This window comes from Pseudobacter sp. (assembly GCF_051955275.1).
In the GTDB taxonomy this organism is placed as follows: domain Bacteria; phylum Bacteroidota; class Bacteroidia; order Chitinophagales; family Chitinophagaceae; genus Pseudobacter.
In genome coordinates this window covers 1-14,659 of the sequence record NZ_JBQCGW010000002.1, presented here as the reverse complement: position 1 = coordinate 14,659, position 14,659 = coordinate 1, and the positions used below count along the sequence as shown (strand labels likewise).

The 14,659-nt window shown below is 49.6% G+C and carries 10 protein-coding genes; 3 read left to right on the top strand and 7 right to left on the bottom strand.

Features of this window, described 5'->3' with window-relative positions; translation table 11 throughout:
- The 5 genes from ACTHMC_RS00075 to ACTHMC_RS00055 all read right to left on the bottom strand — a co-directional run.
- A partial coding sequence (locus ACTHMC_RS00075) for a SusD/RagB family nutrient-binding outer membrane lipoprotein (RefSeq protein ID WP_440409752.1) occupies positions 1-643 on the bottom strand: 643 nt, incomplete at its 3' end.
- Positions 644-654: 11 nt separating this feature from the next.
- A complete protein-coding gene (locus tag ACTHMC_RS00070) occupies positions 655-3,906 on the bottom strand; it encodes a SusC/RagA family TonB-linked outer membrane protein (protein ID WP_440409750.1) in 3,252 nt (1,083 codons plus the stop codon).
- 483 nt (positions 3,907-4,389) lie between these two features.
- Positions 4,390-4,797 (bottom strand): Dabb family protein, encoded by a 408-nt coding sequence (locus ACTHMC_RS00065; RefSeq protein ID WP_440409749.1) that lies wholly within the window; start codon positions 4,795-4,797, stop codon positions 4,390-4,392.
- Between the two features lie 75 nt (positions 4,798-4,872).
- Positions 4,873-5,265: a hypothetical protein gene (locus ACTHMC_RS00060; protein WP_440409747.1), complete on the bottom strand. Its 393-nt coding sequence runs from the start codon at positions 5,263-5,265 to the stop codon at positions 4,873-4,875.
- Between the two features lie 241 nt (positions 5,266-5,506).
- Positions 5,507-7,219, bottom strand: a complete 1,713-nt coding sequence (locus tag ACTHMC_RS00055; RefSeq protein ID WP_440409745.1) for a DEAD/DEAH box helicase — start codon at positions 7,217-7,219, stop codon at positions 5,507-5,509.
- A 258-nt stretch (positions 7,220-7,477) separates the two neighbouring features.
- Between ACTHMC_RS00055 and ACTHMC_RS00050 the strand changes: the two genes are divergently transcribed.
- Positions 7,478-8,902 (top strand): MFS transporter, encoded by a 1,425-nt coding sequence (locus tag ACTHMC_RS00050; protein WP_440409744.1) that lies wholly within the window; start codon positions 7,478-7,480, stop codon positions 8,900-8,902.
- Positions 8,903-8,981: 79 nt separating this feature from the next.
- On the opposite strand, the gene ACTHMC_RS00045 is transcribed toward ACTHMC_RS00050, so the two are convergent.
- Positions 8,982-11,423, bottom strand: coding sequence for a TonB-dependent siderophore receptor (locus tag ACTHMC_RS00045; RefSeq protein WP_440409742.1), 2,442 nt, complete (start codon positions 11,421-11,423; stop codon positions 8,982-8,984).
- 214 nt (positions 11,424-11,637) lie between these two features.
- On the opposite strand from ACTHMC_RS00045, the gene ACTHMC_RS00040 reads away from it, so the two are divergent.
- Both ACTHMC_RS00040 and ACTHMC_RS00035 read left to right on the top strand, forming a co-directional pair.
- Complete coding sequence (locus ACTHMC_RS00040) at positions 11,638-12,660, top strand: LacI family DNA-binding transcriptional regulator (protein ID WP_440409740.1); 1,023 nt, start codon at positions 11,638-11,640, stop codon at positions 12,658-12,660.
- A 6-nt stretch (positions 12,661-12,666) separates the two neighbouring features.
- A complete protein-coding gene (locus ACTHMC_RS00035) occupies positions 12,667-13,731 on the top strand; it encodes an aldose epimerase family protein (RefSeq protein WP_440409738.1) in 1,065 nt (354 codons plus the stop codon).
- A gap of 48 nt (positions 13,732-13,779) precedes the next feature.
- Here ACTHMC_RS00035 and ACTHMC_RS00030 read toward each other — a convergent pair.
- Positions 13,780-14,659: LysR family transcriptional regulator (locus ACTHMC_RS00030; protein WP_440409736.1), on the bottom strand; the 880-nt coding region annotated here is incomplete at its 5' end.

Sequence of the window (14,659 nt, the reverse complement as noted above, 5' to 3'; positions counted from 1 at the left end):
CCATTCTTATTTTAAGCGTATTGGCAAACTTCACCCATTGTGCCACATTGCCGCCGTACACCAGGTCCTGGTTGGCATCGAATCCTTTTTCAGCAGGGTTGAGTGCTGCGATCTCTGTATCCAGCCTGGTGAGCAGGTGCTGGTAAATGGTCTTTGCATCATCGTACTCCGGAAAGAGATTGTTGATGTCGAGCGCCTTTGAATATGGCACATTCCCGAAAGTGCCTACCAGCACTGACCAGGTATATACTTCCATGATACCGGTGATGGCAATCTGGTTTGCTTTTACGGGTGCCGTAACACCAACGGATGCAGGAAGAAGGCGCTTGCACTCCTTCAGGTCGGCCAGCACATCTTTATAGAGCACCTGCCACCAGCGTTGTGGGATATTGCGTGCAAAGAAATCGTAATTGGGCTCGTCTGTGTACGTGGTAGTGGTCCAGTGCTGTACCACCAGCCTGTATACATTGGTGTTCACGTTTGAGCTGGTGATCACATCGGTGAGGCTGCGCACCGCATTGGAGAACAAAGTGGGCGCCGGTACTTCACCTGCCGCTTTGGTCTGATCATTGTACTTGTAAATACTCTTGGTACAGGCTGTCAGCGATAAAGCGGTGATAGCGGTTATGAATAGCTTTTTCATTGCTGTCAGTTTTAGAATTTCAGTTTTAAGTTCAGGCCCAGTGAGCGTGTAGTGGGATAGGCCCCACTCTGAATGCCCTGTGCATTACCTGCAGTGAGGTTCTCTTCAGGATCTGAGTAAGGCAGGTTTTTGTGAATGATCCAGAGGTTCCTGCCGATCAGGCTGAGGTCGATGCCTTTGAACACTTTTGTCTTTGAGATCAGGTGTGCCGGTAGTGAATAGGTAATGTTCACTTCGCGGAGCTTCACATAAGAGGCGTCATATACGAAATTGGCTGCCGGGTTGTAAGTATACCCGTAGTAACCTGATTTGATATTCTCCACGCGTTTGGTATTGGCCTTGCCATCTGCCGTTACACCCGGAACGATCAGACCGCCGCCTTCCGCCAGGGGAGCGCGTTTGGGATTACCCAGATCGTTGTTGCCCACGGTCTCTGCCAGAACGCCTGTTGCCAGTCCATAGTACATATCAAGTGAGAATACATCACCACCACTGCGTACATCCACCAGGAAGCCGAGTGAGAAATTCTTGTACTTTAAACTGTTGTATACACCACCGATCCAGTCGGGATTCACATTGCCTATCACATTGTTGGTAGTGGTGGTCTGCACATAGTAACCGTTGCTGCCCACCAGTTTTTCACCGTTCTCATGACGCACCCAGGTCTTGCCCTGGATAGTGCCATAAGGTTGTCCGACTGTGGCGTTGATGCTCACGCCGCCCTGGAATGTACCAATCACCAGGTTTTGCGCGTCTTCATACAAACTTTCCACCTTGTTTCGGTTGCGTGTCCAGTTAACATTGATATTCCAGGTGAAGTCCTTTGTTTTTACAGGTGTGCCATACAGTGAGAGCTCGATGCCTTTGTTGAGGATCTGGCCCGCATTCACAAATTTGGCGAGATAACCGGTAGCGGAAGAAGTAGCTACAGAGCTGATCTGATCGATACTTCTTGCCTGATAGTAGGTTATATCCAGGCCCAGCCTGTTGCGGAAGAATCCGAGCTCCAGGCCGATCTCCTTGCTCTTTGTTTTTTCCGGCTTGAGTGTTTCATTGCTCTTGTTGTCAGGCAATGAGAACATCACGGCGTTTGCGAAATTGGCATTCCTGTCGTACACATCTTTCAGTACGGCGAAAGGTGCGCTGTTGCCCACTTCTGCATAGTTCAGCCGCAGCTTGCCGATGCTCAGCCAGGGTGCATCAACGAATTTGGAAAACACAAAGCTGCTTGAAACGGAACCGTAGTTGAAGGTGTTGTTCCCCGGAGGCAGGGTGGAAGAGCGGTCTCTTCTGAAGGCGCCATCCAGTGTGAGGAAGTCCTGGTAAGTAAGTGTTGCATTGGCAAAATAGCCATCCACCGCAATCTGCTGTGCGATCTCAAATGGATAAGGTACGGGATTGAGTGAGTTGGCCAGGAAATAACCTTTTGGATTCACCAGTCCTCCATTGGTGATGGAGTAGCTGGAGTTCACGCTGTTCCTCCTGATATTGGTTCCGATAACGGCTCTCAGGTTGAGGTTGGGATGGAGGTCTTTATTGATATTGGCCATCAGGTCATAGTTGTATTCCCTGAATGTTCTTTCAAAACGGCTGTAAGATGAAACGGTAACGGAGCCTGTTGCAATGCGCTCTTCTTCCAGCTCATCATATGAGTCCAGCGAGAAACGGCCCAGGAAGCTCAGCCAGTCGGTGGCTTCATAGTTCACGCTCGCTGTACCGTAGTAGCGGTAGCGCGTGTCTGTCTGGTAGTTCTCGTACCGGATGAAATAAGGATTGTCTGTATAGATAGGATAGAGCCCGTCCTGTTTGGTAGGGTCTGCCCAGTTCCAGGTGATATTCCTGCCAGTTCTGAAATAGGCGTCTTTCAGTTCCTGTACATCCACATTGGTCTGCCACCACTGGCGGAAGCTTTGGTTGATATTGTATTTGCTGTAACCTGTTCCGTAACGGCCTTTACCATCGATCTTGGTGGCATTGAGATTGGCGCTGAGGGTTACTTTGTCGGATGCTTTGTAACTGGCGCCGAAGTTCACCATATTCTTGAGCAGGCGGCTATTGGGAAGGATGCCTTTTTCTTCGTTACGGGTATAACCCAGTTTGAAAAGGACTTTATCGCCTCCGCCATCCAGGAACACACTGTTGTTGGTGGAGACAGCTGTTTCAAAAAAGCTCACCGGATCATTGGCTCCGGCTACCCATGGCCGTTGTTGTTTGTACCAGGGAGAGGTGGAGTCGAAGGAAGTCCAGTTGTAGATCTTCAGATTGGGATCAAATCTGGCCCCGTAAGAAGCATCTTCCGTAGTAGGCACAATGAGTGCTTTCTGGCCGGTACCGAATGGATCTCTCCACCAGAACTGCACATTGGGAGAGCCGTCAACAGTCTTGCTGTAATTGCCCTGCTGGTAGCCGGCTCCGTATTCTTTCTGGTATTTGGCATAGGTGGTCTTGTCGATCTTACCAACAGTAACACTGCTGTTCACTACAAGGTTGAGACCTTTTTTTGCTCGTTTGGTAGTGATGAGCACTACGCCGTTGGCGGCGCGTGAACCATACAATGCGGTGGAGGCAGCTCCTTTCAGCACTGTAACTGATTCAATGTCATCAGGATTGATATCAGCTGCGGCATTGCCATAATCGTAGCCGCCACGGCCGTTGACCTGATCGTCTGAAGTAGTGCGGCCTTTGTTGGAGCCGTTATTGTTGGAGTTGTCAACTGGTACACCATCGATCACAAAGAGGGCCTGGTTGTTGTTCAGCAGTGACTTGGCGCCGCGGACCACTACGTTGGTGCTGGCTCCCATGGCATTTCCCTGGCGGATTTCCAGGCCGGAAACACGACCGGAAAGGCTGGATGCGAAGTTGTTGCTGCGGCTCTGGCTGATCTCGGTGCCTGCAACCTGCTGGGCAGCATAGGGAAGCGTGTTCTTGCTTCTGCGTATGCCCATTGCCGTTACAATCACTTCTTCCATAGCCTGGTCCTGTCTTTTGAGGGAAATGGTGAGCTGGCTGTCGTCTCCCACAGGTACTTCTTTCTTTTCATACCCTACAACATTTACAATCAGGATATCACCGGGAGATACTGAGATGGTGAAATTCCCCTGTTCATCGGCAGTGGTTCCCTTGCTGGAACCTTTGATCTGAACAGATGCATTGGCAAGGGGGGAGTTACTCTCATCGGTAATCCTGCCCTTGAGCGTCCGGTTCTGTGCATAGCTCAGCTGTGCGCATAGGAGCATGCACAAGAACATCAGTAGATTTCTCATGATCAATTTTTGGTTTGGTAAAAAATGCATCACCCAATGCTTAGGGCAATGCTGGTATAAAAAGTTTCAGCTTTTTAAGATGTTAGCAATAAGTTGGACTGATTTGATTTTTTTGAAAGGTGATTTGCCGGAGGAGGGTGTGGCAAATAACGGGAATAGATACAGCCAAAGCTGCATAGTGAACTAGCTTTTCTCATGTGACTTCGATGTTTTGATCCAATACCAAGTTATGTACTTATTTACTTTTTTATGGTTTTTTTAAATAAAAAATTCCATCACGAAAAGTTTCAGCAGTAAAGAACTCTGTTCAAATATTTTTTGAATAATGATTTACCGGATATGAACAATGCTGTTGCAACAACAAGGGCACTCATTGCTGAGTGCCCTTCAAATATAAGCATGGCGCGCATTCTGCGGCGCTGATGTATTCCGGGACTTACATAAATCAACCTGAAGCGTCTTTAAGTAAGGCTGAAGTTGATGCTATACTTCTGCAACATCGTAAACAAGCACTTTGCTCCAGAGATGACTGTAGTTTTTAATGAAGGCCAGGTGAGTAGGATGGCTCTGATAAGCAGCCTGTGCAGCAAGGTCTTTGAAGAAAAGCAGTTCGGAAACGTCCCAGCTGTTGTCAACTACGTCTCTTTTCTCTGTGCTGGCAACCACACCTACATGTAACTCACCCACTGTTTCGATGGCCTTCAGGGTTTTGATGCCTTCAATGAGCTTCTTCCTGTCTGCTTCATTGCCTGCATTTTTGAGCCAGAAGAATACATGATGCACAATGGGTAGTTTTTTTGATCCTGCAGGGAATGGTCCTGCTGCAACGGCAGCGCCTGCACAAACAGCGGCGGAGGCGGTAAGAAATGTTCTGCGATTCGTTTCCTTCATGTGAATTGGGTTGAAGGAACTAAAATACTATAAAATTCCTGCTTTATTTTATCCATTTCCGGTGAAAAACTATCATCAGTTCTGCCTGGTGAGTTTGTACTCGTCATATTTGATCTCCGTGTAATGTCTTGTGATATGGAGTGTTTTTCCATCGGAGGAGAACTGGTAATCGCCGCTCAGGATATAGGTCATATCAAAGTCGGTGAGCCAGTTACAGTTGTCGAGGAAGTTGATGCTTTTGTCGCTTACAGTGAAACTGCCCTGGCAAATGGAAGGGTATTTGTCTATCTGTGAACTGCCGGAGAATTTTCCGTCTTTGAACGTGATGGTCACCTGTGAAGCGGCTGCCATGGGCCAGCGGGAAAAGGTTCCGGTATAAGTGCCATCGGGAGGTACGGCTGATTTCTTCTTCGAGCAACCAGCAGATAACAGGGTAACCAGTGATAATGCAACGGCCAGAAATTTCATATGAGGGTTTTGTTGCCTGACAATGAACTGGGGTAATTCGTTGCATCCTGATACTCAGGGTGTGCCCGGTCGCTCGCGTCCCTGCGAGTGACGTTTATTCCGTTGCCTCCGGCGACACGGTGTTCGCCAGAGGCGAACCAATATAAGTAACTCGCCAGAGGCGAGCTACCGGGCACTGCAAAATCAAAAAGGGCTAACCATGAATGATTAGCCCTATAACTATAATGTATAACCGAAATAATTACCAACGATCCACTTCATCATCGTACGTGGGGTACTTGATATTACTCTGGAAGTTGGGATGCTGTTCTTTTGGTTGTTCAGGCTGAACAGGTTTCTTGTTCGGGATGAACTTGCTGCCGGATTGGGGCGTTTCGTTCTTCTGAACGAAGTGAGCTGCCTGCTGAGGCTGGTTTGTCTTCGCCAACTGCTTTTGCTGCTGCGTAGCTGCAAGTTTCTGCACCTGTAACCTTTGCGGTTGCTGACCTTGTGCAGGTCTGGCAGTATTGGATTTCTGCTGTGCAGCCTGCTGGTTACTGTTGCGCTGCTGTGCAGGCTGCAATTGCTGATGCCCGTTTTGTTTCTGAACAGGCCGTGCTGACTGCTGCTGACCGTTCCTGTTACCTTGCTGGTTTCCTTCGCGCTGGAAAGGTCTGTTCTGCTGGCCCTGACTGCCTTCAGACTGCTGTCCGTTGCGCTGGTTCCTGTTACGGTTCTTGCGGTTCCCGGAATGACCACCTTCAGACTGAACAGGACGAGAACCTGCCTGATGTTTGGCGATGGCCGGAGCCTGTACTACCGGCTCTTTCACAATAGGAGAGCCGGGCTTGAACGGATGATCTTCGATCACCGGAACATTCTTTTTGATCAGTCGCTGGATATCGCGGAGGAATTCCCTCTCTTCCTGATCACAGAAAGAGATGGCAAGACCGCTGGCGCCTGCCCTTCCTGTTCTCCCGATGCGGTGCACATAGGATTCTGGAATATTGGGAAGGTCGTAGTTGATCACATGCGAGAGCTCTTCCACATCGATGCCGCGGGCGGCGATATCTGTTGCCACCAGAACGCGGATCTGCCTGTCCTTCAGTAATTGCAAGGCACGCTGACGGGCAGCCTGCGATTTGTTACCGTGGATGGCTTCTGAACGGATCCCTGCATTTTCCAAAGCCTTTGCAATTTTGTTGGCGCCATGCTTGGTACGGCTGAACACGATGGAGGCTGTAATGGAAGGATCTTGCAGGATATGAACCAGCAATGGATTCTTGTTCTTTTTGTCAACATAGTAAAGCGTCTGTCCCACTGTTTCCGCAGTAGATGCAACAGGTGTAACGGTCACATGTACGGGATTTTTCAAGATGGAATCAGACAGTTTTTTGATCTCAGGCGCCATGGTAGCTGAGAAGAAGAGTGTTTGTTTCTGTGCCGGTGTTTTGGCCAGTACTTTCTTCACATCGTGAATGAAACCCATGTCGAGCATACGGTCTGCTTCGTCCAGTACCAGGATCCTGATCTGTCCGATATTGATGATGCCCTGCTGCATGAGGTCTAACAGTCTTCCCGGAGTAGCCACCAGTACATCGCATCCTCTGCGGAGCTCCTGCACCTGTGCGTGCTGGGATACACCACCGAAGATCACTACCTGGCGGAGATTGGTGTACTTGCCATAAGCGTCGAAACTTTCCTGGATCTGAAGTGCCAGTTCACGCGTTGGTGTGAGGATCAGTGCACGGATACCTTTTACGGGCGCCTTTTCTTTTTCTTCAGCCAGCAACTGGATGATGGGAATGGCGAATGCGGCTGTTTTGCCGGTGCCTGTGCGCGCGCATCCAAGGATATCTTTCTGCTCCAGTATAACGGGGATGGACTGTTCCTGAATGGGGGTAGGGTTACTATAACCCTGGTCTGCCAACGCCTTCAATATGGGCGCGGCAACTGATAATTGCTCGAATAACAATTGATACTATTTTAAATGAATAAAGATGGTAAGCTGCCAACAGATGGCACATTACCCGGCTTACAATCTCATACCTCAAATATTGAATGGAAGGAAGTCAAAATAGGAGGGAGGAAGTAATAAGTGTGGCAAAGGTATATAAAAAAGTTGTTAATGCTATTGTATAAAAATGTAATTTGATGAAGAGGGAATTCAAAGGCAGCTCTGCCGGACTGAACCTCAATCTCTTAGAGGCAGATATATCAAATGTTTTAAAGCATGGATGTACAGATTAACAGAACGGCTCCCAACAGGTGGATGGTGCTGGTGACGGTAGCTTTCGGAACTTTCATGGCCACGCTCGACAGCAGCATCGTGAACATCGCATTGCCCACTATCCGGCGGGAGCTGGATACGGGCGACAATGTGGAATGGATCGTGCTCAGTTACCTGCTGGTCACCACCAGCACCCTGCTGATCATGGGACGCTTATCGGATATGCTTGGCCGTAAGAAGATCTATATCCTGGGCTTTGTTGTTTTTACTTTGGGTTCCCTGCTCTGCGGACTTTCCTGGGATCTTTACTCCCTGGTAGGTTTTCGAATAGTACAGGGATTGGGCGCCAGTATGATCTTTGCCAACGGACCCGCCATTGTGAGCGATGTATTTCCATCGGAACAAAGAGGACAGGCCCTGGGCTGGATCGGCACGGCCGTGGCGGCAGGAGCAAGTACTGGTCCGGTGGCAGGTGGATTACTACTGGCTAATTTCGGATGGGAAAGCATCTTTTATGTAAATGTACCGATCGGTCTGATCGCTATCTGGCGCACCTGGGTCACCCTGCCTGCTTCCGTGAAATCGGCAGACCGGCGTTTCGACCTGCCGGGCGCATTGTTATTCCTGGTGGGTGTTACATCCCTGCTGATCGGGATCGATTTTGCTCCCGATGCTGAGTATGGCTGGGGACATCCGCTGGTGATCACGCTCATTACGGGAGGCCTGCTGCTTATCCTGGCTTTTTTATGGTGGGAGCGAAGGGCCATCTCTCCGATGCTGCACCTGGGACTTTTCAGGATCAGAAGCGTGAGCGCTGCCCTGGCCGCGGCTATCTCGGGCTTCATTGCCAGTGCTTCCAATATTTACGTGCTGCCTTTCTTCTTACAACTTATTCTCAACTATGACCCGCGAACGGCAGGTTTCATCATGCTGGCCGGTCCGCTTACCCTGAGCGTGGCCGCACCCGTGGGCGGTTACCTGTCAAGCCGCATCAATGCGCGGTATATTTCCACGGTAGGATTGATCATCTCTGCAACAGGCTATCTTTTACTGAGCCGCCTGAGTGAGAACTGGCAATGGCATGATGTGGTATGGAGAACGGCCATGGTGAGCCTGGGCTTTGGTTTTTTTCAGAGCCCCAACAGCAGCAGTGCCCTGAATGCCGCTCCTGTGGCGCAACGTGGCATCGCCAGTAGCCTGCTGGCGTTTATGCGCAACCTGGGACAGGTGTTTGGGATCTCTCTTGGAGCCACCATCTGGTACAGCGTGCGCAATGATTACGCCGTGCGGGAAGGAGTAAACGCATTGTCGGACTCCGCACAGGTAGCCGGCATGCAATGGGTGTACAGGATTGCTGCATTCCTGGTGCTCACGGGAGCTTGCATTTCATTTCTGCGCAGCAAGCGCCCGCCTGCACAACCTGTATAAAACAGAAGAGGCTGCCATAACTGACAACCTCTCCGTCTTTCCGTAAATACACTTTCTTTTTTGAAACATGAGTGCCGGCTCAGAACCTGTAGGCAACTGTGGCCAGGAATTGCCTGGGCGCTATCGGGTTCACACTGTAGTTCTCATGAACGATATAGTTGAGCTCATTGAATACATTTGAAATCCTGGCAAGTACCGATATTTTGTTCCAGGAATACCCGGCAGACAGATCAGCGGTGATATACCCCTTGATGGGAATGCGCCTGTCAGTACCATCCTTCCTGTTGGCATATGTGTTGTTCCATCCCCCTACCCGGTCTCCGATATAGGATGCATTGATTCCGATCTTCAGGCCTTTCAGGGTCTTATTGCTGAACGTGTAGAATGCGGAAGCATTGGCGGTATGGGCAGGGCTGTTGACCAGTCTTTGTCCTTCAACATAGTTCCCGGCAGCACTGTCCGTTTTGGTGTAACGCATATTGTTATAACTGTACCCGGCTATGATCTCCAGCCCCTGTACCAGTGAAGCCGCCAGGTCTATTTCAACTCCGTCACTGGTGGTTTCACCGGTCAGTTCCTTGATATTGCTGTCATTGTTCAATGAACCGTCTTTTTTCACGGGAGCCATCTGGGCAAGGTTGTGATTGATGATCCTGTAACCGGTGATATTCACTGACAGTTTGTGTTTCAGCAGATCATTCTTGATGCCGATCTCAAACTGATCAACAATGGAAGGTTTGATTGGATTATTATCTATATCCCATCCGCTGTTGATGGTGAATGAATTGGAATAGCTGGCAAATACGGAAGTGGTGGGAACGGGTTTGAACACCAGGCCTAACCGGGGAGAGAAGGCTTTGTCTGTTCTTACTACCCCTATGGAACTGCTGTCCTTCCGGGACATATTGTAGTATCTCCCTTCTGCAGCTTTTGAATCCTGTAACGACCAGCGGATGCCTGCCAGCAGATTCCATTTCTTACCCAGTTGCACCAGGTCCTGCACATAGGCACCAAACCGGAGCACGGGCGTTTGAATGCGCGCTGTGTCGTACGAAGATGGCATATCAGTGCGCGGCGTGTATTTGGAAGGGTCAAGTATATTGATCACATCATAGGTTGTACCTCCGTTGATCTTGTATTGCCTGTTACTGGTAACGGTACGGTCGGCATCCATTCCTGCCAGCAGGGTATGATTGAAAATACCTGTTTTGAATTTGCCGTTCACAAATGCTTGTGCAAGATAATAGTCCTCTTCAGTGTATGTTCTTCCCAGCGGTCTTTTCCAGTCGCCGTTCGCAGCCCATTGAATGCGCTCCGTGGAAAAATAATCACGGTCGTAGTTCTGGTAAGAGACAGTACCATTGAGTATCCAGTTATTGTTCAGCAGATGTTTCAGCGTAGCTGTACCGGTAGCCTGCCTGGATACGGCATACTGCCAGGGTGCTCCGAAAAAATCACTCCTGGCGGCATTGGCCAGTTGATTATTGGCAATGGAGCCGATCCCGAAATCCGGAGTGAATTTATGATAGAGGTAATCACCTTCCAGTATCAGTTCTGTTTTCTCGGTAAGCTTCAGCAACAGGGAAGGATTTACATAATACCTTGTTGAGTTCACCACATCGCGGAAACTGTTAGCCTTTTCAAAACTGCCGTTGAAGCGGTAAGAGAGTTGCTTACTGAGCGGGCCATAAATATCGATCGCTGGTTTATACAGATCATAACTGCCGAGTCGCATGGTTACTTCCCCGCCAAACGTTGATTTTGGTTTTTTGGTTACCATATTCAGAATGCCGCCTGGGGCCACATTTCCATAGAGAATGGCCGCCGATCCTTTGAGCACCTCCACTTTTTCCAGACCGCTGATCTCGGGCATCGTTCCTGTGTTGACGCGGGCCCCGTTCTTGAACATATTATTGGCTCCAAAACTGTAACCTCTTCCGTAAAAGGTCTCCTGGGTACTGCCACGGGCTGTACCCAGATAAATCCCATTCACATTTTTGACCACATCGCTCAGCCTTTGTGCCTGCTGGTCGCGAAGGATGGATGGTCCTATCACAGTAATCGCCTGCGGCAGGTCCATAGGAGCAATGGCTAATTTCCCGATGGCTACGGGCCGGTCTGCCAGTTTCCTGCGGCCTTCCACGATCACAGACTCCAGCTGTTTGCCGGTTTCTTTCAGTGCGATCTGCAGTGTGAGTGCTTTGTTCTTTTCTACAGAGATATTTGTTTCGAGACTCTCCATTCCTGCAATGGATACAACCAGGATATAGTCTCCTGCTTTTACATTGTTGATTTCAAAATAACCGTCTTCCCCAGTCATTGTTCCTTTGGGGGTGCCTTTGAGCACTACATTTACAAATGCTGCGGGGGAGCCGTCAGCTGCATGGACCTTCCCTTTCACAATGGCCCTTCCTTCTTCCGGAACGGAGGGGGAGAAAGAATGGGCAAGGGCCTCAGGCTGACGGGCAAAACTGCCGGTAGAGGCAGTTAACAGGAAGGCAAACAGGAATTGAATCTTCACGTTGGATAATTATTTGGCGGCAAAATTCGGAGAATTACACAGTTGGCAGGAAGCCATAAAGGGAAAACCACCTTACGAGATCGGGAAATATACAATGTTTGATGAATATGTTTAAAAGCCACAAAGTGGTAAATTGTCAAAGACTTAAGCTATAATTGATCAGCTACTTGTAAAATTTCAAATAAACCCTATTTTCGTGCAAACGTTTGCATAATTGTCACACAAGGTAACCATTGCTGATATTGCCCGTAAATTGTCGATAGCCCCCGCTACTGTTTCCCGCGCACTGAACGGGCATCCGGCTATCAGCGACAAGACCCGCAAGCTGGTGGAAAAGACCGCCCGCAAACTGCAGTACAAGCGGAATAATATCGCCAGTTCCCTTCGCTCCGGAAAGAGCAATCTCATCGGAGTGATCATTCCCAGTGCAGAGATCAATTTCTTCGGATCCGTGGTGCATGGCATCGAAAAGCTGGCGAACGAGAAAGGATACAATGTGCTGATCTACCAGAGCAATGAGAGTCATGAGCAGGAGAAGAAAGGGCTGGAAGCCTTCCTGCATGCGCGTGTGGATGGCGTACTGGTTTCTATTGCAAAAGACACAACGGATTACAGTCATTTTACAGATCTCCGGGAGCAGGGCATTCCCCTTGTATTCTTCGACCGGGCCAGGGAAGAGTTGCAGATCCCTTCCGTGGTGGTGGACGATCTAAAGGGTGGTTATGCAGCTACCGAGCTGTTACTAACGCAGGGGTATACACGAATTTCACATATTTCAGGTCCTCAGCATATCGATGTTTTCAGGAACCGTTTGCTGGGATACAAGAACGCCCTGAAAGCGCATAAGATAGCCTTTGATCCGCAACTGGTGGTGGAAGGCTATGTGTCGATCGAATCCGGTCAGCAAGCCACCAGGCAGTTGATGGCATTGCCGGAACCGCCTGACGCCATTTTTGCCGTGGAGGATTTCACTGCACTGGGCGCACTCAAGCAATTGAAAGCGCTGGAAAAACGGGTGCCGCAGGATGTAGGTGTGGTAGGATTTGCCAACGAATTGTTCGGAGAGCATATCACCCCCTCGCTCACCAGTTTTGATCAGCAGACCGTACTGATGGGCAAAGAGGCAACGGGGCTGCTGCTGCAATTGCTGGAGAGCCGTGAGAAGACCATCACCAAACAAACGATCATGCTGGAGCCACTTCCTGTGATCAGGGATTCAAGTCAGCGAAAAAAGTAAAGCCATATGAAATTCGTACTCACCTTAATTGTTGTTAGCATGATGCTTAGTTGTAGCCAGGAACCGGTGGTTCAACGGAAGATCACTCTCCGTAACCAGCACAATGTAACCGCTGAATTCATTCCGGAAGGAGCGAGGCTGATCAGTTTCACCATGCCCGATAAGAACGGTAAACTTACCGGCATCGTGCTGGGGTTCGACAGCGCCGCCCAGTATGCCGCTTCCACTGAACCCTATTTCGGAGCCACTATCGGCAGGTATGGTAACCGTCTGAAAGATGGCCGGTTTACCCTGAATGGAAAGACCTGCCAGATCTCCGTCAATAACGGTCCAAATGCCTTGCATGGTGGAAAGAACGGCTTCCAGAGCAAGCGCTGGGAAGTGGTACAGTTCGATGAACAGTCGGTGACCTTTTCCTATACCTCTCCTGATGGGGAAGAAGGGTTTCCTGGTACCCTGAACGTGTCCGTTACTTACAAGCTCACCGATGATAATGAACTGCAGATAGCGTATTCAGCCAATACCGACCAGACAACCGTGCTGAACCTCACCAATCACGCTTTCTGGAACCTCAACGGGGAAGGCAGCGGCAGCATCGATGGCCACCTGGTGCAGATCAACGCCGATGCTTATACGCCGGTTGACAGTACGCTGATTCCCATCGGAAAGCCCGAGGCTGTTGCCGGAACGCCTTTCGATTTCAACACCCCAACCACCATCGGTGCACGCATCCGCGAGCCGCATGTGCAACTGCTGATCGGGAAGGGCTATGATCATAATTATGTGCTGAATGGAACAGGAATGAAACGGGCCGCCAAAGCCATTGGCGATAAATCAGGCATTCAGATGCTGGTGTACACGGAGGAGCCGGGGCTGCAGTTCTACAGTGGTAATTTCATGCAGGGCAAGAATAAACTGCGCAGCGGACCCGATGAGTTCAGGACTGCCTTCTGTTTTGAAACGCAGCATTTTCCTGACTCTCCCAATCAACCCGGATTTCCGTCAACCGTACTGGAGCCGGGCAAAACTTTCCAGTCTAAAAGCGTTTACTCTTTTTCCATCGAAAGATAATGGATCATCTGTCTGATGATTGGCAGCCGGTCCCTTTGGGGGCCGGCTTTATTTTTTCTTTTCATCCATCAGCTTCAGCAGGAATTGTAAGGCAGGATTGCTATTGTCTTTTTTCCAGACGGCATACAGTTCAGTTTGCTGCGGAATATTTTTCAATTCAATGAAACGGATACCGGGCAGGTGCTCGTTGGATAAGGAAGTGGGAAGGATGGAAAGCCCCATACCGTTTTCCACCAGTCTGAATACCGCCGGTGCATGAATGGCCTTGTGCGATATTTTGGGAACAAAGCCATGGTCAGCGCAGAGATGCAGGATCTGCTGATAATAGAGCTGGCTCTGGTCGTTCGGGAAAAGGATAAAGCTCTCTTCTCTCAGCTGCCCTATGTTCTTGAATTTGCGGGCCGTCATCGGATGACCGGCAGGCAATACCAGTGAAAAAGTTTCCCTCAATACACTTTTGATCATCATATTTTCCGATACCTGGTTGCTGCGCATGAAACCGATATCGATCTCATCCTGTTGCAGGGCCGTCAGTTGCTCCTTGTTGGTGAGCTCTTCCAGCTGGAACTTGATATCAGGCCACTCTTTGTTGAAACGTTTGAGGAGCCCGGGTAAAACGGACTGCATGGCGGACGCCACAAAGCCGATCCCGATCTGTCCGCTGCTGCCTTTCTTCAGCAATTCCAGGTTATTGACGGTATTGCTGAGCTTGTTGAAAAGCTGTGTTACCTCTCCATGCAACAGGCTGCCCGCATCGGTGAGCGATACTTTTTTATTGGTTCGCTCAAAAAGCGGCGTTTGCAGGATATCCTCCAGCTGACTGATCTGCTGGCTGAGGGCGGAAGGGGAGATGAACAGTTTCTCCGCCGCCTTCCTGAAATGCAGTTCTTCGGCCAGTACCTTGAAATAAGAGAGATGGCGGAATTCT